The 23,413-nt window shown below is 37.0% G+C and carries 25 protein-coding genes; 1 reads left to right on the top strand and 24 read right to left on the bottom strand.

Going from position 1 to position 23,413, the window contains the following annotated elements; translation table 11 throughout:
• Both EGI24_RS20135 and EGI24_RS20140 read right to left on the bottom strand, forming a co-directional pair.
• A complete protein-coding gene (locus tag EGI24_RS20135) occupies positions 1-1,713 on the bottom strand; it encodes a GMC oxidoreductase (RefSeq protein ID WP_255050416.1) in 1,713 nt (570 codons plus the stop codon).
• A gap of 26 nt (positions 1,714-1,739) precedes the next feature.
• Entirely contained in the window at positions 1,740-2,270 is a 531-nt protein-coding gene (locus EGI24_RS20140) for a gluconate 2-dehydrogenase subunit 3 family protein (RefSeq protein WP_255050417.1), read from the bottom strand.
• Between the two features lie 305 nt (positions 2,271-2,575).
• Here EGI24_RS20140 and EGI24_RS20145 point away from each other — a divergent pair, with 305 nt between their 5' ends.
• Positions 2,576-3,655: an energy transducer TonB gene (locus tag EGI24_RS20145; protein WP_255050418.1), complete on the top strand. Its 1,080-nt coding sequence runs from the start codon at positions 2,576-2,578 to the stop codon at positions 3,653-3,655.
• A gap of 444 nt (positions 3,656-4,099) precedes the next feature.
• Here the strand turns inward: EGI24_RS20145 and EGI24_RS20150 are convergent, their stop codons facing one another.
• The 22 genes from EGI24_RS20150 to EGI24_RS20255 all read right to left on the bottom strand — a co-directional run bounded on the left by EGI24_RS20150 (position 4,100) and on the right by EGI24_RS20255 (position 23,294).
• Positions 4,100-4,660 (bottom strand): bifunctional nuclease family protein, encoded by a 561-nt coding sequence (locus EGI24_RS20150; protein ID WP_255050419.1) that lies wholly within the window; start codon positions 4,658-4,660, stop codon positions 4,100-4,102.
• Entirely contained in the window at positions 4,650-4,886 is a 237-nt protein-coding gene (locus EGI24_RS20155) for a hypothetical protein (RefSeq protein ID WP_255050420.1), read from the bottom strand. The genes EGI24_RS20150 and EGI24_RS20155 overlap by 11 nt, the downstream gene beginning before the upstream one ends.
• Positions 4,887-5,498 carry an urease accessory protein gene (locus EGI24_RS20160; RefSeq protein ID WP_255050421.1) on the bottom strand — a complete coding sequence of 204 codons (612 nt, stop codon included), beginning with the start codon at positions 5,496-5,498 and terminating at the stop codon, positions 4,887-4,889. It abuts the gene before it with no gap.
• Positions 5,495-6,679, bottom strand: a complete 1,185-nt coding sequence (locus EGI24_RS20165; protein ID WP_255050422.1) for a hypothetical protein — start codon at positions 6,677-6,679, stop codon at positions 5,495-5,497. The genes EGI24_RS20160 and EGI24_RS20165 overlap by 4 nt, the downstream gene beginning before the upstream one ends.
• Before the next feature lie 3 nt (positions 6,680-6,682).
• The gene (gene hypE / locus EGI24_RS20170; protein ID WP_255050423.1) at positions 6,683-7,735 is read right to left on the bottom strand and encodes a hydrogenase expression/formation protein HypE; all 1,053 of its coding nucleotides are present in this window, start codon (positions 7,733-7,735) and stop codon (positions 6,683-6,685) included.
• 33 nt (positions 7,736-7,768) lie between these two features.
• Entirely contained in the window at positions 7,769-8,872 is a 1,104-nt protein-coding gene (gene hypD / locus EGI24_RS20175) for a hydrogenase formation protein HypD (protein ID WP_255050424.1), read from the bottom strand.
• Between the two features lie 47 nt (positions 8,873-8,919).
• Positions 8,920-9,207, bottom strand: coding sequence for a HypC/HybG/HupF family hydrogenase formation chaperone (locus EGI24_RS20180; RefSeq protein WP_255050425.1), 288 nt, complete (start codon positions 9,205-9,207; stop codon positions 8,920-8,922).
• A 3-nt stretch (positions 9,208-9,210) separates the two neighbouring features.
• On the bottom strand, positions 9,211-11,535 hold the full coding sequence (gene hypF, locus EGI24_RS20185) for a carbamoyltransferase HypF (protein WP_255050426.1): 2,325 nt from the start codon (positions 11,533-11,535) through the stop codon (positions 9,211-9,213).
• 2 nt (positions 11,536-11,537) lie between these two features.
• A complete protein-coding gene (gene hypB, locus EGI24_RS20190; protein ID WP_255050427.1) occupies positions 11,538-12,257 on the bottom strand; it encodes a hydrogenase nickel incorporation protein HypB in 720 nt (239 codons plus the stop codon).
• A 13-nt stretch (positions 12,258-12,270) separates the two neighbouring features.
• Positions 12,271-12,612: a hydrogenase maturation nickel metallochaperone HypA gene (locus EGI24_RS20195; RefSeq protein WP_255050428.1), complete on the bottom strand. Its 342-nt coding sequence runs from the start codon at positions 12,610-12,612 to the stop codon at positions 12,271-12,273.
• Positions 12,613-12,691: 79 nt separating this feature from the next.
• Positions 12,692-14,197: a hypothetical protein gene (locus tag EGI24_RS20200; protein ID WP_255050429.1), complete on the bottom strand. Its 1,506-nt coding sequence runs from the start codon at positions 14,195-14,197 to the stop codon at positions 12,692-12,694.
• A 50-nt stretch (positions 14,198-14,247) separates the two neighbouring features.
• On the bottom strand, positions 14,248-14,559 hold the full coding sequence (locus EGI24_RS20205) for a hypothetical protein (protein WP_255050430.1): 312 nt from the start codon (positions 14,557-14,559) through the stop codon (positions 14,248-14,250).
• Between the two features lies 1 nt (position 14,560).
• Positions 14,561-15,043 carry a hydrogenase maturation protease gene (locus tag EGI24_RS20210; protein ID WP_255050431.1) on the bottom strand — a complete coding sequence of 161 codons (483 nt, stop codon included), beginning with the start codon at positions 15,041-15,043 and terminating at the stop codon, positions 14,561-14,563.
• Positions 15,044-15,125: 82 nt separating this feature from the next.
• Positions 15,126-16,718: a nickel-dependent hydrogenase large subunit gene (locus tag EGI24_RS20215; RefSeq protein WP_255050432.1), complete on the bottom strand. Its 1,593-nt coding sequence runs from the start codon at positions 16,716-16,718 to the stop codon at positions 15,126-15,128.
• Positions 16,719-16,753: 35 nt separating this feature from the next.
• On the bottom strand, positions 16,754-17,737 hold the full coding sequence (locus EGI24_RS20220; protein WP_255050433.1) for a hydrogenase: 984 nt from the start codon (positions 17,735-17,737) through the stop codon (positions 16,754-16,756).
• A gap of 108 nt (positions 17,738-17,845) precedes the next feature.
• Positions 17,846-18,463 (bottom strand): TetR/AcrR family transcriptional regulator, encoded by a 618-nt coding sequence (locus EGI24_RS20225; protein ID WP_255050434.1) that lies wholly within the window; start codon positions 18,461-18,463, stop codon positions 17,846-17,848.
• Between the two features lies 1 nt (position 18,464).
• Complete coding sequence (locus EGI24_RS20230; protein WP_255050435.1) at positions 18,465-18,824, bottom strand: hypothetical protein; 360 nt, start codon at positions 18,822-18,824, stop codon at positions 18,465-18,467.
• Between the two features lie 141 nt (positions 18,825-18,965).
• On the bottom strand, positions 18,966-19,586 hold the full coding sequence (locus EGI24_RS20235) for a TetR/AcrR family transcriptional regulator (protein WP_255050436.1): 621 nt from the start codon (positions 19,584-19,586) through the stop codon (positions 18,966-18,968).
• Between the two features lie 137 nt (positions 19,587-19,723).
• Complete coding sequence (locus EGI24_RS20240) at positions 19,724-20,584, bottom strand: dienelactone hydrolase family protein (protein WP_255050437.1); 861 nt, start codon at positions 20,582-20,584, stop codon at positions 19,724-19,726.
• A 117-nt stretch (positions 20,585-20,701) separates the two neighbouring features.
• On the bottom strand, positions 20,702-21,208 hold the full coding sequence (locus tag EGI24_RS20245; protein WP_255050438.1) for a heme-binding domain-containing protein: 507 nt from the start codon (positions 21,206-21,208) through the stop codon (positions 20,702-20,704).
• Between the two features lie 112 nt (positions 21,209-21,320).
• Positions 21,321-21,893 (bottom strand): YceI family protein, encoded by a 573-nt coding sequence (locus tag EGI24_RS20250; RefSeq protein ID WP_255050439.1) that lies wholly within the window; start codon positions 21,891-21,893, stop codon positions 21,321-21,323.
• A 108-nt stretch (positions 21,894-22,001) separates the two neighbouring features.
• Positions 22,002-23,294, bottom strand: a complete 1,293-nt coding sequence (locus tag EGI24_RS20255; RefSeq protein ID WP_255050440.1) for a sialidase family protein — start codon at positions 23,292-23,294, stop codon at positions 22,002-22,004.
• Positions 23,295-23,413 lie beyond the last annotated feature (119 nt).

Consider the following 23,413-nt stretch of genomic DNA (forward strand, 5'->3'; position numbering starts at 1 on the left):
TCAAATATTCCTCTTCTTCAATTCTTTCACAGCAAAATCAGCCGCTCGGGCTGTTAGTGCCATGTAAGTCAAAGATGGATTGACACATGAAGCTGAGGTCATAGCGGCACCGTCAGTAACAAAAACGTTCGGAACTGAATGCAACTGATTGTTTCCATTTAAAACCGAAGTTTTAGGATCACGGCCCATTCTGGCGGTTCCCATTTCATGGATGGCCATGCCAGGATAAGATTTATTGTCGTAGGAACGAACATTCTTCATTCCTGCTTTTTCAAGCATTTCTTGTGCATCGTTTTGCATATCAATACGCATTTTAGCCTCATTTTCTTTAAACTCAGCATCAAAAACGGCTATAGGCAGTCCCCATTTATCCTTTTCGGTTTTGTGGAGATACATACGGTTTTCGTGATAAGGTAAGCATTCTCCAAAGCCACTTAACCCCATTCTCCATGGACCTGGTTTGGTTAATGATTCTTTCATGTCAGCACCAAATGCCATTGGTTCAGTGCCTTGGTTCCATCCAGCTCTTGATCCGCCACCTTGGTAGCCAAATCCACGCACATAATCGCGTTTGTCGTTACCGATATTTCTATAACGAGGCACATAAATTCCGTTTGCTCTTCTACCTAAGTAATAGTTGTCTTTTCCGCCTTCCCACTCGCCGCTAGCTCCAATTTTAAAGTGATGATCCATCAAATTATGCCCTAATTCGCCCGAATCATTGCCCATTCCATTTGGAAATCTGTTTGAAGTTGAGTTCAACAAAACTGAAGTTGAGCCTAATGTACTACCATTTACAAATACAATTTTGGCAAAAAACTCTATAACCTCTAGCGTATTTGTGTCTATCACCCTTACACCTGTTGCACGGTTTTTATTTTCATCGTACATAATTTCTTTTACAACAGAATCTGGTCTAACGGTTAACCTTCCAGTTTTCATGGCAGCTGGCAAGGTGGCAGATTGTGTACTGAAATATGCACCATAAGGACATCCCAATGAGCATTTGTTGCGATATTGACAGCCCGAACGACCTACACCAGTCTGGGCTTTTTGAGCTTCAGAAAGGTTGGCTACACGACCAATGGTCATTATTCTTCCAGGAAAATGCTCTGCTATTTTTTTCTTCACTTCCTTTTCTACGCAATACATATCCATCGCCGGCAAGAAATCAGAATCTGGCAATTGAGGCAAACCTAATTTTTCACCAGAAATACCAGCAAACTTTTCCACATAAGAATACCAAGGTGCTATGTCTTTGTACCTAATAGGCCAGTCCACCGCTATGCCTTCTTTTAAGTTGGCTTCAAAGTCAATGTCGCTCAATCTGTACGACTGTCTACCCCACATGATAGATTTGCCACCGACGATGTCTGGTCTAAACCAGTCGAAACGCTTCTCTTCTTGGTACATCGAATGCGAGTCATTCATCCAATATTTTTCGGTGTTTTCGTTGTAAGGATAATCTCTTGCTAACTTTGGATGTGATTCTTTCTGGGCAACAGTCAAACGACCATTGTACATGGTATCCCAAGGATTTTTCATGGCATTTTCATAGCCACTGACATGTTCTAGCTGCTTTCCTTTGTCAAGCATCAATACTTTCAATCCTTTCTCTGTAAGTTCTTTAGAAGCCCACCCACCTGAAATACCAGAGCCTATCACGATGGCATCGAACGTTTGAGCCTTTACGGCATCTATATTTAAATTCATGATGTTTTTATATTAAGAATTGAATATTATAATGCCCAGGCTTTTTGACCTTTCTCTAATCTTGTACAGCCATCAAACTTACCTGGAATCGGGTCGTAAGCCAAAGCCTGCGTAGCACCGATTTCTGATGTAAAATAGCCCGTAATAGTAAGGTTTTTCATTTCTCTGAAAAAGTCTTTGTTATAAACAGTGGCATCTTCTATCATTTCGTTTTTTTGTGGCAATGTCAATTCCACAAAACCCTTTCTAAACTTAGATTTGCTGTCATCATCCAACTTTGCTAATCCATCATAAAATTTCTTTTGTTCGGCTTTTGTGTAGCAATCACGCACCACTCTCACAATGAAATTATGAGCTCCAGCTTCTTTAGCACCGGGAGTAGAAGTAGCAGGAATAATAATATCAGCCACCTCAGCCAAAAGTTTTTCTTGCAGATCATCTGCCACCAAACCTGGCTCGGCATTCAGTACTTGTCCCATGGCTCCAGCCATTAGTGGAGCAGCCATTACGCCTCCAAGCATCACGGTAACCCGCTGAATGAGTTCTCTTCTGTTCATATTATAAATTATGTTTTATTCGAAAATTTAAAATCTGAGTATTATCAACAAAGATATTTTATATTTTTTCAAAAAATAACCATAAGATGTTTATTTCATCTACTAAAATTATGGATTGGACTAAAATATGTTTTTTATGATTTCCCCAAAGAGATTTATTCAGGCTTTATGCCAAATTTAGGGGCTAGCAGTTTGGAATATCAAGATTCAAATAGTTTATGTGAAGAATGTCAACTTATTGCTATTCCTCTTGAAAAATGAAAGTGATTTCTTTTATTTTGCAGAATATTAAAATTCCATTTTAAATGAAAACCAAATCCAACTTATTAATAACTTGTTTATTTTTGATCAATTATTCAGCAAATTCCCAATCGTTTTTTGGCCCATTTGATCAGACCCATGATAACTTTAAACCTTTGTATCAACCTTTTCTCGAAGATGGAGAAAAACCTCTAAAATTTTGGTATCATTACATGGTAAGTTATAGCGAAAAAGAAGAACGATACATTCTCCGACTTTTTCATCCAGAAAAACAACTCTTATTATCAGAAACCAGATATCAAGATAAAAAACTTGAAATTAAAGATGGAAAAAGCCTTAGAGTAGTTTATTCGAATCGCAGTTATAGTGTTGGTAATTTTGTTGACAACAACGAGGAAGGAAAATGGGTAAGAATTGATTCGTCTGGAAAACTGAGGTCCTTATATTATTATGCTAAGGGTAAGCTAGAAGGTCCAAGTAAAGATTTTTTCACTACTGGAGAGATTGAGAAAAAAGGATACTACCTGAGTGGAAAAAAGGTCGGGAAGTGGCAAACTTATCATGCCAATGGCAAAATTAAGGAAGAAGAAATATTTGTTGAGGGACTTTCAGAAGGGGAAAACAAATATTATGACAATACTGGCATGTTAGAAGAAACATGGTTTTATGAAAAAGACAAATTAATAAAGAGGGTTAAATCAAACCCAAAAAAACTAGTTTCAGATTCGGAAAATGGCTCAGTCAGTAATGAAATTGCGAAATCTGAGATTTATACCACCGTGGACCATTCTCCTTGCTTTATTGGAACTTCTCAAAGAAAAAATAAAAATTCAATAGATGATGAAGATTGCTCTACAGCCGATTTGTATAGGTTTCTAGGTGAAAATATCAAATATCCTGATTTAGCACAAAAATTAAATGTTTCAGGAAAAGTGTTTACAAAATTTGTAATAGAAAAGGATGGCTCGGTAGGTGAAGTTGAAATTTTGACAGGCTTATGTCAAAGCCTTGAGGAAGAATCTATAAGGGTCTTAAAAATGATGCCCAAATGGAAACCTGGAATACAAGAAGGCAAACCCGTAAGAGTTTATTATAATATGCCAATCGTTTACAAATTAGATTGAGACAAACAAAAAAAGGGAATGATGCATATCCACCATTTCCTTTTTTCAAAAATTGGTTAATTCTCAAAACTTACCCTTCAAATACCCCAAAGCCATGCCGTAGGCCTCTTTAGTTAGATCAATCTCTTTTCACTATCTAAAAAAATACATCACTAAAAACCGTTGAATTTGATAAGACCTATGATTCTTAACCTATAACAATTCCGACAGCAGGTACGATTTTATGAACGTAACGCCTCATCATACTTATCCAAATATGCCTGAAATACCTATTTTTTGGTTCCGACTTGAATAGTCTGTATTGAATAATTGACAAAAAAAATAAAAGTGACTCTCGAATATTTCTCAAAACTATCCCCAAAAATTAAAGAATATCAAATATCTGTTATAACTCAAAACTCAACAAAAAACAATATCAATAAGCTGGGCAATTTAAATTAAAAATTATTCTAGACTCTTCCTTCTTTCGATAGCCTCTCTCACCCTCACTGCACTTTCATAATCTTCTTTTTTTATGAGTTTTTCGAGAAGTCCTTCAAGCTCTTTAATGCTAAATTCTGCATAAGACCCTTTTTTTTCTCGGCCTTTTTCGTCTACTTCAAATGCAGCTGATTCAAAAACCTCACGGCTGATATAAATGGGCTTCGAAAACCTTAAACCCAAGGATATGGCATCAGAGGGACGAGCGTCTATTTCATGGGTGATTTGGTTGGCATCAAGAATGACTAAAGTTGTATAAAAAGTGTTATTTATTATTTTTTCTATGTAAACCTCTTTTACAGTGGCGTTGAGGGACAATAAAATAGACTTGAACAAATCATGACTGAGTGGCCTGCTGGGAAATAATTTTTCCATAAAAATAGCTATCGATTGGGCTTCTGCCTGTCCAATGATTAGTGGAATCCTCTTTTTACTAATAATTTCTTCAAGAACCAAAACATAGTATCCTTTCTGTGATTCGCTCTCCGATAGGCCTATAATATTTACTTCAAATCTATCCTTCATAAGTGGATTTAGTGTTTTTCTTTACAAAATCAATCAAGTGACCAATATCATCAAATGGTGAAATTACCCAACCTTCGGAGGATAATTTATACAAGTCTTTTCGTTCTACCTCCAAAGTAAAGCCGTTTTCTAATTCAAAGACATTGCCCTTTCGTTCCAAAATCTTCAAATCCATCTGACCTAATGCATAGGCCACAAATTCGGTCTCATCGTAGTTTGTTTCCATTTATAAAATAAGGTTTTTATACATAATTATACTTCCAAAAAAAATACATAAAAGCGATGAAACTATACTCAGTGATACCGGAATCCACTTTTTGTTCATGATTTTAGTAGAGAAGGGTATACTAAAAATACCAGCAGCCACCATCATACCTAATATAGACCCTACTCCAAAAATAAGAAGATAGAGTAATCCATCAAAACTACTTTTTGACTGGGTCAGTGCTGTTAAAAGCACCGCTCCACTGCCTGCCAAACCATGCACAGCTCCTATACCGTAGGCCAATTTGTGCGAGCCATCAGGATTGTGTTGATGCTTTTCTTTACTTTTATTAATTTGAAATAGCCTCCAAAAACCTAAGACAACCAACATAAACCCTACAATGGCTTCAAAAAATTCAAAGTCTGATTCATGAATTATAAATCTGCCTAAAATAAAAACTATCCCTACAATCAAGATAATAGAGGTATGCCCTAAGCCCCAAAAAATGCCATCTTTTATAGAAAGCCAAAAATTGTTTCTACGTGTAACTATACTACTTACTGCCACCAAATGATCTGCTTCGAAGGCATGTGCAAATCCAATAGAAGTGGCAAGAATAAAAAGCTCATTCATGCTATAAAATCGTTTAGTTCAAACCTTATAATTCTATGATTGCCCGTATCTGCCAATATTAATTTATTGCCATTGGTACAAATTGAAAAGGGCCAATACAGTTGTCTATCTGTTCCAAAACGTGTTTCGGAGTTTTCGCTGCTGATATTAAATCTTGGATGGCCTATGAGGTTTTCGGCCATTTCTGCATTGGCTGTAGGTACTTTTGGAAACCACAAAATTCGGCTATTTCCCGTATCTGCCACCAGAATTCCATCTTTATAAAAAAACGAATCGTAGGTCCAGCTCAGAGAACAGGGGCTTGGAAAAAGAGCATATTGGTTTTGACCGCAAGCATCAAAATCATTTTGTCCAATCAAAACATCTGCCTTTTCGGTAAATGCATCCTGATGATTGTTCCATATTAATGTTCTATAAAACTGTGTGTCTGTAATAGCCAGATTTCCCTTTTCGTTGATTCTTAGCGAGTAGGGCCAAATGGGGTCATTGTTTTCATAATCGCGGTCATTGAAATCCAGTTTTCCTATGACTTTATCTGCACAAGCGAAATTTGTATGAGGGATTTGTTCAAAATATAGCACTCTTCTATTTCCGGTATCGCAAATCCAAAGCTGTTTTCCATCTGAAAAAACCCCGTAAGGCCAGTTCAAAGTATTTGCTTCAGGTATTTGGCCCAAACCTTTGTGGTTGGTAAGATTGCTTTCAAAATCTGGCTGACCGATAACCGCATCTGCCTCTTGGCCATGATTGGTCGGAAATTCGTTCCAAATCAAGACTCTGTGATTCCATGCGTCCGCAATAATTAATATTTTGCCATCAGACCATATTCCAGAAGGATATTGTAGCGTTGAAGCAGAAGTTTCTTTTCCAGCGTTTCGACCCGTATCCAAAAGTTCAGTTTGGCCCAAAATCACATCGGGAGCTTCAAACTCAGTTTCAGGAAAATTATTCCAAACAAAAACTCTATTTTGACCTGTATCAGAAACTATTAGCTTTTCGCCTACTGACCAAACGCCTCTTGGAGCCAGAAATGGATTTCCTTTATCTCCACGGAACACATCGGAGGTTTTCACCATTGGCGGTAAACCCTCCAGCGAAAGATGAAATGTGGACTCCTTTTTCTCATCGCTTGGAGTAGAATACGGTGATGAGAAATTATCAATATCAATATTCAAATTCATAAACTAACAGATGCGTGGTAGCTGCTCGCCTACCAACATATTCACTACCCTTTTACCACCAATCTTTGAATTCAAAATTACTTGCTTTGGGTGCTCCGCCACTACATTTCCTATGATGCAAGCATCTTCGAAATTTGGAATAGACTTTAATTTATTCAAAATATCTGTAGCTTGGTTTTCGGCAACAATTGCCATAAAAACACCTTCATTGGCTACATATAGTGGATCTAAACCTAGCAACTCGCAAGCTCCTTCTACTTGCTCGAGTATCGGCAAGTAGTTTTGTGTCAGTTCCATTCCTAAATATGTATCTCTTGCCACCTCATTCAACACTGTTGCCACTCCTCCCCTAGTTGGGTCTTTGAGCAGATGTATGGCATCTCCAAATTCATCTAATAATACTTTAACGGCATGGTTTAGATTCTGTGAGTCGCTTTCTAGGGATGTTTCAAATTCTAAACCTTCACGCACCGACATAATGGCCACCCCGTGCGTGGCAATATTACCAGAAACAATTATTTTGTCGCCAACTTTAACGTTCGAAATGTTAATATTCGCTTTGGAATGTACTTGGCCAATTCCAGAGGTATTTATAAAAATCTTATCTCCTTTGCCTTTTTCAACCACCTTTGTATCACCAGTTACAATCTGCACATCTGCTTTTTCGGCGGCATATTTTATGGAGACCAAAATATCCCAAAACTCGGTCATAGTGAGGCCTTCTTCAATAATAAAACTAAGCGAGAGATATTTCGGAATAGCTCCGCACATAGCCAAGTCATTTACAGTTCCATTTATCGCCAATTCGCCAATATTTCCTCCAGGAAAAAAAATGGGAGATATAACATAACTATCTGTAGAAAAAGCCAGTTGACCCTTTAACTCAAAAACTGCACCATCGTGCTTTTGATTTAGCAATGGATTTTCAAGTAATTTAAATACGCCCGTTTCAAGCAATTTATTGGTCAAAATCCCACCTGAACCATGCCCGAGTGTTATCACCTCAAAATCTAGTTGGGGCATCGGGCAGTTCAATTGCATTTTTATTTTATCCATTTTTTTTTAAATAAAAATCTTAATAGTTTGGGTCTATGCCTCAGCAAGATCGCCGGCATTTGAGTAATGATAATAGGCCGCACAGGCACCCTCTGAAGACACCATTGGAGCACCGAGTGGTTTTTCTGGAGAGCATTTTGTACCAAACTGACTACATTCAAATGGCTTTTTAATGCCCTTCAATACGAGGCCAGCTATACAATCTGCACATTCAGGTACTTTTACGATGTTTACATCAAACTTTTTGTTTGCATCATACATGGCCAATTCATCTCTAACCTCCCAACCGCTCAGTGGTATATTTCCAATTCCACGCCATTCTCTATCTTCCACTTCGAATACCTCATTAATTACTTTTATAGCATCGGGGTTACCCTCAGGTCTTACTACTCTGCTATATTGGTTTTCTAATTTTGCTTCTCCTTTTTCAAGCTGACGGACCGTCATCAATATACCTTGAAGTAAATCTACTGGCTCAAAACCCGTTACTACTATCGGTAAATTATATTTTCTTACCAAAGGCTCATATTCTGAAATCCCCATGATGGTGCATACGTGCCCCGCGGCTAAAAAACCTTGAATAAGTGTATCTTCATCGTTCATAACGGCCTCCATAGCAGGTGGCACAAGGACATGTGATGCGAGTATAGAATAGTTTTTTACCCCAGCTCGTCTGGCATGTACCACCGAAAGTGCATTGGCCGGAGCGGTAGTTTCAAATCCTACTGCAAAAAATACCACTTCACGATTTGGGTTTTCTTGAGCAATTTTTACGGCTTCGAGAGGGGAATACAAAATCCTGACATCTGCACCTCTGGCTTTCGACTCCAGAAGGCTGCGTTTAGAACCTGGCACCCTGATCATATCTCCGTAAGAGCAAAGAATTACACCTTTTTCTTCGGCCAAATAAACCGCCTTATCTATCAAATTCAAAGGAGTAACACACACGGGACAGCCTGGACCGTGTACCATTCTAACGTTTTTGGGAATGATATCCAAAATACCGTTTTTAACCAAACTATGGGTTTGTCCACCGCAAACCTCCATGATAGTCCAAGGCTGGGTGGTTATTTTGTGAAGTTCATCAACATACTGTTTTACAACCTCTGAACTTCTATATTCCGACATGTATTTCATAAATATATCTTTTTTAATTTGACTTTAAACCTCTGAAAAAGAAATAATTAAAGTGCACAAGAGCCTCCATCACGCTCAATCTGAGACGACTCAACCAACTCATCCAATTCACCTATTTCTTTTAGGTATTCAAATGTTTTCTTGGCCTCGTCCTCGTCAATTTTGCTAATAGCCACACCCACATGAACAAGCACATAGTCGCCAACTTCAGCATCTGGTAGCATCTCAAGACTGGCCTGTTTGGTGATTCCACCAAAAACTACTTGGGCCATTTTCACCAAGCCATTGTATTGGTATTCAATTGATTTTATTTTTCCTGGAATTGCTAAACACATATTTTAATTTATTGAAGGATGAAAAATCTGACCATATGAAATAGATTCATCATTCGGTGATAAATCTTGATGAAAAAACAAGGTAAATCGACCCTGAAGATGCTCTATTAATAAATCTACTAACAGTGTATTCTGAAAAACACCGCCACTAAAAGTTAAAATCTTTGCGGCATTGTACTCGGCAATTTTGCTTACCATATCTACCAAAGAAATATGAAATTTAGCAGCAACAAAAGCCCTTTCTTTGCCATTTTCTAGGTCATTCACTATACCTAAGACAAGCGTTTGAGTAATATTTAATTCCGTTATTACGGATTGATAAAAATACGATTCATTCCAATCATATCCATGTGTATTGAAAAATCGAAACGCCAAATTTTCTAATAACATAGCGGCTTCACCTTCATAAGTTTGAACATCAATCAATCCCAAAATAGAAGCTACGCCATCAAAAATCCTCCCTACGGAGCAAGTTTTTAAAGTATTGTTAAGGAGAATCTTCCTGAAAAAATCAAATTCTATTTCTGTGAATTTCTCACTTATAATATCCTCATCAATATTCGAATTTTTCAGCAATGACAAAGCCGAAAGTCTAGGTTCTTTGGCCATTTTATCGTTTAAAATCGAATCAAAATATCCAAAATGATTAACTCTCAGAATTTCTTTTTTTTCATAAACAAAAAACTCTCCGCCCCAAATATTGCCATCTATCCCAAGTCCTGTACCATCCCAAACTACTCCCATTATCTTTTCAGGGGTTTCTAAAAGGTCATTCTCTGCTAATACGGCCGTAAAATGTGCTTCATGATGCTGTATAGTTTGAATCGGTATTCTCCATTCCTCTGCTTTAGTCTTTCCAAATTCAGCAGAAAAATAGCCGGGATGTAAGTCCACAATAACTTTATCCACGGGACTCTTTAAATCGTTTTCGGTGTAACAATCAAGAAATCTATTTAAGGTTAGAAGATAGTTTTGTTGGGTTTCGAAATTTTCTAAATCACCCAAATATTGACTCGCATAAACATTATAATTGGTTTTCAGAGCAAACGTACTTTTCATATTGGCACCCATAGCCAATAACATTTGTTCAGAAAAATCAAAATTCTTGACACCAATTTCATGCCCTCTACTGCGACGAATCACCACCTTTTTTTGGTGTTTTTTTGTAAACTTTACAACTGAATCATCCTGAGGCTGAATGATGTCACGGTCATTAATCAGTATAAAATCAGCAAGTGATTTGAGCTCAGAAATCGCTTTTTGATTATCAAAAACTATTGGATTTCCACTAATATTTCCACTAGTGGCCAATAAAGGCAATCCCATTTTATGACTAATCAATGCCAAAAGTGGGGAGTTTGGCATCATAAGCCCTATAGCTTCTATTTTCGGATTGATTTCGCTACAGATATGACTAGTAGGTAATTGATTTAATATAACAATTGGAACCATTGAACTCTCCAAGGCTTCTATTTCTTTTTCAGAAACTATAGCTTCTAGCTTCAGCTTTTCTATATTTTCAACCAATACTGCAAAGGGTTTTGTAGGCCTGTGTTTTCTTTCTCTTAATTTCTGAACAGCAGCGGCTTGAGTAGCATCGGCGAGTAATAAAAAACCACCGATTCCTTTTACGGCCACTATCATTTGGGCTTTTAAAAGGTCTACCACTTTGTCGAGCATTTGCTCTTGCGGAATTTCGATTAGGTTTTCATTATGATCAAACAAACTCATTTTTATGCCACAGCTTTTGCAAGAAATGGTCTGAGCATGGAATCTCACATCTTCAGGATTCGTATATTCTTCATCACAATCTGAACAAAACGCAAAATTGTGCATGGATGTATTTACCCGTTCGAATGGCAAAGCTGTTTGAATGGAATACCTAGGACCACAGACCGCACAGGTGGTAAAAGCATATTCATGCCGTCTATTGTTTTCATCAAAAATCTCCTGTTTGCATGATACACACAAACCGAAGTCTGGTGTAGGACATAAAACCGAAGTTCCTATTTTTTGATTTTCAATGATTTCGAAGTCATCAAACTCTTCATAGTCAGATTCCTTTATCTCAAATTTCAGGATTTTGGATTTCTCAGGTGCATTTTCTAAAACATAATTTAAAAATGATTCACTATTTATTTTTGAAGCATTTAGAACTATGGATACGCCCTCCAAGTCGTTTTTTATATAGCCTTTTAAACTAAACTTTTTGGCTGCTCTATACACAAAAGGCCTGAATCCTACTCCTTGAACAATTCCTTTGATAGTTATCAAAAAATTTGAAATTGAAGTAGAACAAGGTTCCTCTAATGTGAGCGTTAGTTCCATTTTTAGTTTATGGTCTCTAATACAGACTGTTTCTTTTTTTCTACTTTCTGAATCAACCATTCGCACCATTCGTCTATTCCTTCGCCATTAAGACTTGAGATTGTGATTACCTCCAAATCTGGGTTAATATCTCGGGCGTCTTTGGTTACGGCTTCTACCGAAAAAGGCAAATACTGCAATATGTCTGATTTTGAAACCAACATCATTTCGCTGGTGAGAAACATCCTCGGATATTTTTTGGGTTTGTCGTCGCCCTCAGTGCAGGCAATTAAAGTCACCCTAAAGTCTTCGCCCAAATCAAACGCTGCCGGACAAACTAGATTTCCGACATTTTCAATGAATAGTAAATCTACGGCATCTAGTTGCATGAAATCTAAAGCCTGCAGTACCATCTGGGCTTCAATATGACACATGCCGCCAGTGACTATTTGCAAACTGTCTATACCTGCTTCTCTGATTCTGATGGCATCTCGCTCCGTTTCTGGATCACCTACCAAAACCGACATTTTTATTTTGTCTTTTAGTCTTCGGCCGGTTTCTTGCATCAAGGTGGTTTTGCCACTACCCGGCGACGAACAAACATTAATTACCAATATATTTTTTAGCCGGTCTCTGATAGCTTTGGCTACAAAATCGTTGGCTTTTAGTAAATGTAATGTGGTGTTGTCGCACTGAACAGAGCCAGTGGGCATTCTATTTGACTTAGGGGTTGATTGGTCCATCGGTTTATAATTTTTAATCTTCAAATTCAACTTTACTTATGAGCAATTCTTCGCCCTGCACCACATTTCTACTTGGTTTACCGCAGCTACAAATAAATCTGTATTGTTCTACGGGGCTATTTTTTTTACAGTCGTCGCAATAGATGAGTATGGGCAATACTTCAACTTCCAAAGAGGCATTTCTATATTCTGGCTGGTCAGCTTGTACTGCTTCAAATGCATTTTGCATTAAAATGGGCTGAACATTAGATAGAATTCCAGCCTTCAAATAAATCTTTTTTAATTTTTTAAAATCAAGAGGAAACTCATCTTCCAACGTTTTAAAAATATTTCTTACCAAGGAAATCTCATGCATTTGATTCCAGAATTTTTATCTTTTCTACTTTAGACAAATTTATGTATTTAATCTTCCAGATGACAGAATTTTATCTGGTTTAGAAAATTTTTTCTAAATTTAATATATTTTGCAAATGCCTCTCTGCATCTTCGAGCAATTTTGGGTCAAGAGTTAACTTTTGTATATCTTTGGCTAGGCTGGTCATTTCATCAAGCAGAAGTTGGCCATCCGTGGTATCGTTTTGAGTAACGTACAATGCCGCTTCCAAGAAATTTAGGATAGTTAAGGCACGTTCGGTTGGAAAATCTTCAGCTGTTCGGATTTCTAAAGATTTGCGATAATAACCAAGTGCCTTAGCACAATTATCAGATTTTACACCTTCTGGATATTTGGTAAATGCATTGCCATAATTATTACAAATCATCGCAAATTCATATGGATGAGTTTCTCTCGTGAAAAAATCAAGAGCTTGATTGAAAGAGCTGATAGAAACCGCTGCCCAAATACTTTTTTTCTTTACTTCGTCAGGAATTTCGGAATAAATGACACCCAAATGGTGTTGAATTTCGGCGAAGACCTCGGGCGTATCGTATTGATTAAAGACCTTTAAGGCTTGCAAATAAGCATCCATAGCTGGCCTGTAAAATTGAGGGCTGCCGCTTTGAGCCCAAGTAAAAAGTAAAACCCCTTTGTGATATTGGGCGTTGGCTAGAAGTTCAGGAATATTTTCGTTGCTGAGGATATTGATGGCCCTAGAGATATAGCCCAAAGATTCAGAGAAACTATTTTCAAGGTTAGAAACATGTGAAGCATCAATTAACAAAAGGGCGATTTGAATGGTATTCTCTTTCTCTTCGTGATATTTGAGCACTTCCCAAATGGCATTTTTAGTCTTTTCTAATAAGTCTTGGTCATAAGGAACCACCAATTGTTTAATCCAAATGGCATACTGAATACTCAAAAGCTCGAATTTTGCATCTTCAGAAATGTGGTCTTCTAGACTTTTGGCCAAGATTTCATCGGCTAAAACCAGATTGTCACCATCTAGCATCAAAGTAGCATAATGCTTGCCCGTAAAAGCCCTAAACTCTCCATTTGGTGCTAAATCTAAGGCATTTTTATAAAATCCTTCGATTTGGTAAGAGCTAAAATACTTTGAGCAATTTCCGTAATGAGCTAAAACTGCTATATTATGGGCATTTTTATAGGCTTTGGAGATTTCAAAAGGGTTATTTGGGAAATCTTCTGGCAAATCCAGAACTATGTTATTCTGCAATCTGTTGTGCAAATCCATGTCAAACAAAAGATCTGGATTTTTTGCAGCAAAATGATATGCTTTCTCGAAATTGTTTAGGTTTAAATAAACCAAAGCTAATAAGTTCAAATCAGAATATTGGATTTCGTTAGAAAACAAAAACGGCGGATTTTCATCTGACCATTTAATCGGAACTTTAATGATTTGATGCTCTACTATTAAAAAATCTTTATCATCGCTCTGCTCATTCAATAGTTTTGCAAAAACAATTTCATTTAAGTTCGGCTCGGAATCTATCAAAGACTGAATTTTAGCCAAATCGGTCTTATCCGTAAATATAGTAATCATTATAGCAGTTAAGGGTTTTAAACTTTGTTGAAATTTTAAGGTATATTTTTTTAATTCTCCAAGTGAATTTCAATTATTCCGGTATTTTTTATTTGATAATTTAAAATTCGGTCGCTTTCATCGAGATCATTGTCCATCAATAAATCTCTAAGAAATATGGTTTTGTCGCCTTTGGGATTTCTAAGTTTTAAGGCCGTCCAATTGGTCTTGTGTAATTTCGCAAAAAAAGTCTTTGATTGTGCTGCTATAAGTAAAGTATTTCGTTCTGCGTAAAATACCATATTTACTTGTTCTTCATTTCCAAAAAGGTCAGTCACAAGTTCACTTTCAAACAACAAATGACCAGATTTAAGACTTAACATATTACCACTTTTTGAGTTTTAGGTTTTCAGTAATTAAATCTATTACTTTTTGTCCAGCGTTTTTTACATCCTCAGATATTTCTATTTCCAACTTTAGATTATCCACAGCAATCAAATACACTTCAATATCGGTAGGGTAATTTGTAGTTAGTATTTTTTTTGCATAGGAAAGAGCTTGGTCCCATTTCAATCCATGTAGAAACACCATAGGGTCATCTTGGATGGCGGCGTCAATCTCTGAGGCGGGCAGTTTGTACAATGTTCCTGGAGGTTCATTGGTATTGATTACTGCATCTACGATAATAATGCGGTTGTGGCCTTGGAGTTTAAATAGCACTTCAAAAGCAGAAGTACCCATGTCGAAGAGACTGATTTCATCATTTTCATCATCAACATAAGCCCTGAGTTGGTCTATTACAAAACAGCCAATGCCATCGTCGCTTCTGCAAGGGTTTCCAAAACCCATTATAGCCGTTTTATTCATCAAAGTTTAGGTTAAACCAAAAGGTGGATTCTAAAACCAAAATGGCTCAAAAATCCACCTTTCAAAAATTATAATCTTTTTTTTAGAGCTTAAACTTAGCCAATTCTGTACCACTCTTGGCATCATGAGCATGTACTGTACACACCAAACATGAGTCAAAAGAACGGGCTACCATACCTACCTCCACTGGATCATGCGGATCCTCTATTTCAGTTCCCTCCAATGCCGCTTCTATTGGACCTGGATTTCCCTTATCATCATTTGGACCAACATTCCAAGTAGTAGGAGCCATTACTTGGTAATTTTTGATGACACCGTTTTCTATTTCAATCCAGTGAGCCAAAGCACCACGAGCAGCTTCGGTTGCTCCGAAACCTTTTCCATCTCTTTCGGTTGGTTTGATATAAAAATCACCATTCAGGTCAATTTGTCTCAACCACTCATCTATATAATCATATAAACGAGGAGCTTCATGAAGTCTTGCCAATGTTCTGGTAAATACACTTGGGCCTAATTTTTCCATGATATCCAAAAACAACGGATCTTGAATTTGGTGTTTTTCATTAGATGGATTGGCATTCATAATCACTCTTGAAAGTGGACCAGCCTCGGCCGCAAATCCATCATATCTCGGTGCTTTTGACCAGCTATATTTAGAATTAAAATCTGTATTCAATAAATTTTGCGACGGCATTGGTGTCGGAAGCGGTTCGTTCCATGGGTGGGCAGCCTCTACGTCCTTGTACCATGCATGACTTACGTGTTCCTGCACATTGAGGTGATTAAAATCATGGAAATTTTTACCATCAAAAAATCCGCCAGGACTAATTACCGCATGTTGGCGTGTTTCTATTTTAGGATTGTTCCAAAGGTCTTTGTGAATGTAGGTTCCATAAGCTATAAACTTACCGACACCTTGGCCAAACTTGTGTAAGCCAAACTCCATTCCAGCTCTTATGAACAAACCAAGATCTGAATTCTTTTGACTTTCGTTTTCATCCACCCAAGCCAACATGTCTTCCCAAGTTCTTATTTGTCTATATCTTTCTATTGAACAGCCCAAAAAAGTAGTTTCTAACCAATCTTTTCTGAATTGATTCATAATCGCATGAGCTCTTGTGATATCCTTTAAAGTAGGAGCACACATTACGCCACCAGGTACCATATAACTTGAATGGGGCCATTGTCCCCCAAAAATTGCATAGACCTGAACTGGCAATGCACTGGCAGTAACGCCACTCTGGAATGACGTGCCTACATAAGCCGACCAGCGTTTTACCACTTCTGCGTATAGGGGTTGATTTGCAAATTTCTTATTTGCCATGTCTGTTGCAAAGATGGCATAAAACCATCTCGGAATACTCTGAATGGTTTCACAAGCCTGACCTAATGCCCTAAGCAAAAGAGCATTAGGAGTTAATTGCGTTTGCCAAACGGTATCCAATGCTGATGAAGCACAATATAAATGAGAACCTCCACAAATTCCACAAATACGAGGTGTAACTATAAGACCAGACTGTGGGTCCTTGCCTTCCATAATTTTCTCAAAGCCTCTGAACATAGCTGCTTGAGTGTGAGCACGGGTTACTACACCGTCCTCCATATATACTTTTACGTCGAGGTCGCCTTCTACACGACCTACTGGCGATATATTTAATTCTTTTGAAATTGCCATTTCTATGATGTTATAAATTTGGTTAATAGATATGATTAGATTGAACTTTCACTGTGGCTTTTTACAACTCCCACCGCAGTTTCTGCCATATGCATGGTTTTTTCGAAGCCTGCCCTTAAATAATAACCTAGTTTAGAGTTACCCGCGGGTACATCTTGAGGAAGGAATCCAAGGTATTTAAGTGTTTTGAAAACGCTGCCTTTCTGCAAATCGTGGTGAGGAAAACCAGGCTCAGTACAGCCCAAACAAGGGTGATTAGCACGGGTTTTGCTCGACTGACGGTTCCAAAGGATACGATTACAGCTCGCTCTGGTCATTGGCCCTCTACAACCTACTTCATAAAACAAGCATCCATTGCCTCTTTTCCCGAAGGCTCCATCAATTTTGTTGGCAAAGTTTACGACATTGGTACATCCAGTTTGTACAAAATCAGTAAAGAACGTACTTGGCCTGTGGTATTCATCAATTTTTATGTCGCCTATTCTTCCCGTAGAAATAGCAACTAATATTTGAGTGATCCAGTCAGGGTGGGCCGGACAACCTGGTATGTTGATTACTGGCAAACCGCCTTTAGATACAAAGCCCGCTCCCAATATGCCGCCTTTTTCTTTTTTCAGAAACTGCATACCTGTTGATTCTGAAGGGTTAGGTGCTACCGCAGGAATTCCGCCCCAAGTTGCACAGTCGCCAATAGCAACTACAAAACCAGCAACGGCCGAAATTTCTTTCACCCAATCCATCATTGGTCTTTCACAAAAATAGTTCATGGTTCCAGTACCTCCAGGTCCTTGAATAATACTGCCTTCAAATACGAAAATGTCACAGGCAACTTTTCCTGAAATAACATCTTCTAAAACCTGTGTGACTTGATGGCCTATTTCGAGACCAATGGAAGGATGCCATAAGATGTTGACCCCAAAGTCTGTGACTAGATCAACTACAGTAGGCTCTTCGGCGTTCAGAAAAGACATGGTGTTTCCGCTACATGCACCACCTTGTAACCAAAGTACATTTGCCATATTTTATATATTTAATAGGTTGAGATATTAAATTGTATTATTAATAGAACAAATATAATCACTTAAATCAAATTAGAAAATTTTTTCTAATTTTTATTCAAAAATAATTTAGAGCAGATTATTGTCATTTAACACCTTCTGTAGTTCTGGAAAACCTTCATTAGAGATATATGGCAAAATGAGACACCAAATGGCATTTTTGTATCTAAATAGAGATACTATTTTACTTTGCATCTTTTGTTGTGGAATCCAAAATATCAAAGTTAAAAGCACATTATCAGTTACGGTTTGTAGGTTATTTCTATTGATCTCCTTAAAAAATCCAGATTTGGCGTAGAACTCAAGACGTTTTTTGATTTGCAAATCCATTTTATTGATCAAACTATTCCACTCTTCTTTGATCTTTGGTATTTGATGTTCATTTGAGAAAAGGTCCGAAAAATAAAAATGATATTTATCGAAAAAGTCAAAATATGAGCTAATTTGTTTGTCGAAATCCTCTAAACTTGGAGATAACAAATAGTTGCCCAAGATTAAATTGAAATCATCAAACAGCTTTTCGTAAACACTTGAAACAATAAAATCCTTGGTTTTAAAATGATAAGCCAAATTACCAACACTTATACCTATCTCATCTGCAATTTGCTGAAGCCTAACACTGGCAACACCATATTCGTTGAATAATTTGATGGACGCATTTAGTATTTTATTTTTTGTACTGTACATTTTAATTTTCCGAAATTTGGATTCCTTCAAAGTCCACCACCAAAGTGCCTCTTTGGTCTTTAGCAGCCTGCCTACGCATTATTGATGCAATCAAAGTTGCTTTTCGGGGACACGAATATGAAACAATGAACCTTTTAATAAACTTCAAAGGGTTGTTGTGCATTGCAAACAACAATTCTATGTCCCATTGACCAGCCACCTTGGCTAGGTTTTCTATTACAGCTGTTTCTGAAAGCCATTTATCGTCATTGAAAAAACTAAAATCGACCAACTTCCCTTTACTTTCTATAAAATGCAAGTCATTGAGCAAGTCTAATGACATCTCATAAAGCTTAGGGTCAATGATAAATGGAGTTTTCATTTTTCCAATTGATTATTTTACGTAGCAAATAAATTCCCCAAGAAGTATATTCAAGACATAAAAATGAGCAGAACTTGTAACGAATCCAATCTTATATAATTCTAATACAAACTTAAAAAAATATTTAATCTATGCAATTATTTATTTTAAAAAATCCATGTTGCCTATTTGCATAAACTCTGTTTGACCAACCTCAGACAAATAGGGCAAAAACACACTCCAAACTGTATTTATAAAGTCTTTTTCTAAAATCATATCCACTCCCCGGATTCTAGATTGGTAAAGCCATAACTCAATGACCATCCAATACAATTCGGCTAATGCAGTGATTTGATCATTTATTTTACCCTCCTCAAAAACACCTCTTGATACATTGAAAGCGATTAATGTTTCTATCTGTGCAATGTACCACTTTGTATATTCTCTGTATTGTTTTTTTATTTTCGGAAATGATCTAATAATTTCTAAGGTATCTGAATAAAAAAAACTATATTTTTGATACAATCTAAAAGTATCTTTCAGATGGTTATTTATGTTTTCGAACAAAGGAACAAGCCTCAAGTCTGTCAATAAAATCTTTTGCTCCTTTTCTAGATTATAATAAATAGCTTCGAATATGGCCTCCTTGGTTTTGAAGTGATAGGCCAAATTTCCAATACTTAGATTTGCCTCATCAGCAATATATTGTAGTCTCACATTGACATACCCAAATCTATTAAAAAGACCAATGGCACTCTCTAATATTCTTTCTTTAGTTGTCATTGAAGTTATTATTGATTTTTCCCCAAACTTAATTCAAAAAAAACCTTTGATATAGATTTTGAAAAAAAAATACTCCGCCAGCAAAAAAAGGCTCTAGGAGTATTTTAAATTCATCATGGAAAATTAAGAAATGGCCATCAAAACTTACCCTTCAAATACCCCAAAGCCATGCCGTAGGCCTCTTTAGTTAGAGCAGGATCGTGTTTTGGATTGCTTGGATTTGCAAAACCATGCACACCATCAAATATTTTATAATCCAGTTTTTTGCCAGCAGCTTTCATGTTTTCAGCAAATTTCTCGATTACTTCTTTTGAGATTCTTGTTTCTGTGGCGAAAAGGCCCAGTACGTCAGAATTTAGTTTTTTCAATTCGTTTACATCACTCACGGGCATACCATAGTACATCACAGAGCCTACGGTTTGTTTGCCTCCCAAAATAGCCGAGCGAAGCGACCAAGCTCCTCCAAAACACCAACCTACGTTAGCAATCTTAGCTTTTTTGCCTGCAAAAGTCGTTGCACCATTTACGATGGCCACCAAACGAGCATCTTTGGTGCCAGACATCAATTTTCCCGCTTCCTGAGGATTGGAAGTTGACTGTCCGTCGTACATATCAACCGCCAGGACGTTTACATTTTCGCCTAAATCTTTGTAAAAAGTATCAGATTCACGTCTGATGTAGTCGTTGAGTCCCCACCATTCTTGGTAAACAAAAAGCCATTTGTTGGATTTCTTTTTGGCTTTTACCAAATAACCTTTGCCATCTGTTCCATCCGTAGTTTTGAAAGTTACATTTGTTCCTAATCCAGCATATTGAAGTGGAGCTGGTGCAAAATGCAGTGCCTGAAATTCAGGGTCCAGTGCAAACTGACGCATGTCATCACCAGGAAAAGTGTGGCAAATGGTCATCGGTTCGGCCTTTGTATCCAAATCATCAAAAGCTGGAACAAAAAGAACAAACGAAAAAATAATAGGAAGGATAAAGCTCAGTTTAAACATAGTTTTGATAATATTATTAGTTTCTTAAATACGAAAAGTAATTGAAAAAGGTTACCGAAATTTTAGAACAAAAAAACCGTCAATATGTTTCGACGGCTTCTTTTGTTGGTAGTTATTTTATTCGGCTGGTTTTGGCCTTGGTTTCATTTTGAGACTATCAGCAGGATAATGTGCTTTCAAGGAATCCATTTGAGCAGTTGCCCAATTTACTATTGCGTCTCTTTGAGCGTCAGTTAGGTTTGCTTCTTTGTGCAATCCCAAATATGTATAAGACTCCAAAGGCATCTCTTTCTCTTTTACCATTTCTATAGTCTCTTCCAATTTATGGTTTTGAACGGCTATTGGTAATTTTGTAAAAGTAGAGATATTAAAATGTTTCTTCCCATCTACCACATGATCATTTAGAAACCATGCAATGGGTTGAATATTAGCATACCACGGATAAGTTGTCTTGTTTGAGTGACAATCGTTGCAAGCTACTTCAAAAGTCTTTTTGACATCCTCCGGCATATCATATTTAGTCGTGATGGCGTAAGTATTGTCGTCAGAAATGTTCTTTTCTGGTTTTACAAACTGGATAGCAATCAACACGACCGCAAGTCCGATAAAGATTTTCTTAAGCATTGTACTATTTATTTTAGATGATGTATAAAAATTGAATATTAGTTACTTGCTATTTTGACTTTTAAATTACAAAATTTAATCAAAAAAAACATCATTTAATCACCCAAATTTGTCATTTCTTTTGAAACTCCCCCGTTGCTCTAATGGCAATTTCATCACCCACCATAATGTTTTGTAACTTTCCACCTATTCCAAAATCACTTCTTTTGATAGTTCCGGTAGCTTTAATGCCTAGTTGAGGTATTTTGTTGTTTGGGTTTGGATGAGCCATTGGCCCATTCATAGTTACATCCAAAGTAATAGGCTTAGTTACTCCTTTGATCGTAATATTCCCACCCATTTTATATTTATTACCCGATATTTTGGTCAAAGAAGTACTCTTAAAATTTATGGCTGGGAACTTCTCGACATTAAACATATCCTCGCTTTTGAGGTGATTGTCACGCATTTCTAAATCGGTATTGATACTTGCTGATTCTATCGAGATCTCAAAAACAGCATCAGTCAAATCATCTTTGGCAGCTGTAATTTTCCCATCGAATTTTTTAAAATAACCATCTACTTCGGATAAACCGTGGTGTTCGGCTATAAATGTAAACTTCGTATGGCCTTTGTCGATGCTCCATTGGGCAAAGGTTACGGCCGAAACTAGCAAAAAGGCGGATGATAGAATTGTTTTTTTCATTGTTTTAGGTTTATTTAAAATCTTTAAAAGCTATTACACAAAGTTTCACAAAGTAGGCACAAAGTTTCACAAATCGATTACACTTCTTATATAACAACACATTTATTATCAAACACTTACGGTGATTATTTTTAATTTATTCTTTTTATTAGACTGAATAATTTCGTTGGCGATGATTAGTTTATTTCCAATGTTCAACCCGGTAATGTTAGTTGAATTTGCTGAGCCGTCAATCCAAACTATTTCAGAAACTTTACTGTCTGTAATTTTTCTGAAAGCTATCTGAGAAGGATTCTTTTCGTCTTTGTTCTGCTCCCAAAAAAGCACTGAGGCTGTAGGCGTTTTTACCAAATATTGGTTTTTTGCCGATGCATCATCCAACACAAAAAGTCTTTTACCTTCAGTGGTAGCTACTCTAATACCCATTTCATTATCAGTACCCGAAAACCAAGAAACCAAGCCTCCTTTGCCATTGATGGTAGAAACCGCACCACTGTGAGGACAACCGTTTATTTCCCATTTATCATTGAAAACTATCTCGGGTTTAGAGAAGGTTTGTCCGTTGTCTTTAGAAGTCATGCGGGCTATATCCCTGATATTATCATTATTGTCACGGTAAAAAACATTCAAAGCTCCACTTGCATCTATTAAAAAATTGATAGGACAACAGTCACAAACTACTGGATCAATCAATCGCTCAGGCTGAAAAACGCCGTTTTTGGACGTCACCAATCTCAGATCTCTTTCTTCGTGTTTTGTGCTGTTTGCTACATCTTTCAAATAGGCAACGGCAATTTCGTCATTGCTCATAACAATGGCATCAAAAAAACCTCTTACAATGCCTTGCTTAGGGTCTGAGTCCACATTCGCTGGTTTTGTCCAGGTATATCCACCATCTTTTGATTCACAAAAAACAATATTAGACGAACGGCCACCACGACCAGAAGCATTGGGAACACTTTCACCTCTGTTTGTAAATATGGCCACCAATGTTCCGTTTTTCTTACTTAAAACTTTGGCCCTCATCATACGGCTATTACCGATACCATTTCCAGAGAAAATTACCTTTTTATCAGAAAAAGTTTTGCCTTGGTCTTTTGAAAATGCTAAACAGAAAAAAACTAATCCCTGATCGTCTTTCTCTGTCCAAGAAAGCATTACTTCTCCACTTGCTGTTTTGGCTAAAAGTGGCATGCTGTAAGCTTTATTCGGGTCGTTTTCAAAAGGAATATCAGTGGCTGTTTGTGAGGAATACTTCCAAGGAATTGATTTATTAAACGATTTATTTTGAGGTAGGTAAGCACAAACAGTCATCTTTGAATTTTCTGGCTCAGTAGTGGAAAACATCGAAACCAAAAGACCTAGAAAAACCAGTGGAATAGTGAAAATTAAACGTATCATATTTTGTGTTTTTGTTTTAATTTAAATCAATTATTTACCATCGAAAATCAAATATAATAAACAGGAAAAACACAGAATTATTAAATATATAAAGCAGTTGAATTATTCGACAGATGGGG

Source organism: Lacihabitans sp. CS3-21 (genome assembly GCF_024343675.1).
GTDB lineage: Bacteria > Bacteroidota > Bacteroidia > Cytophagales > Spirosomataceae > Leadbetterella.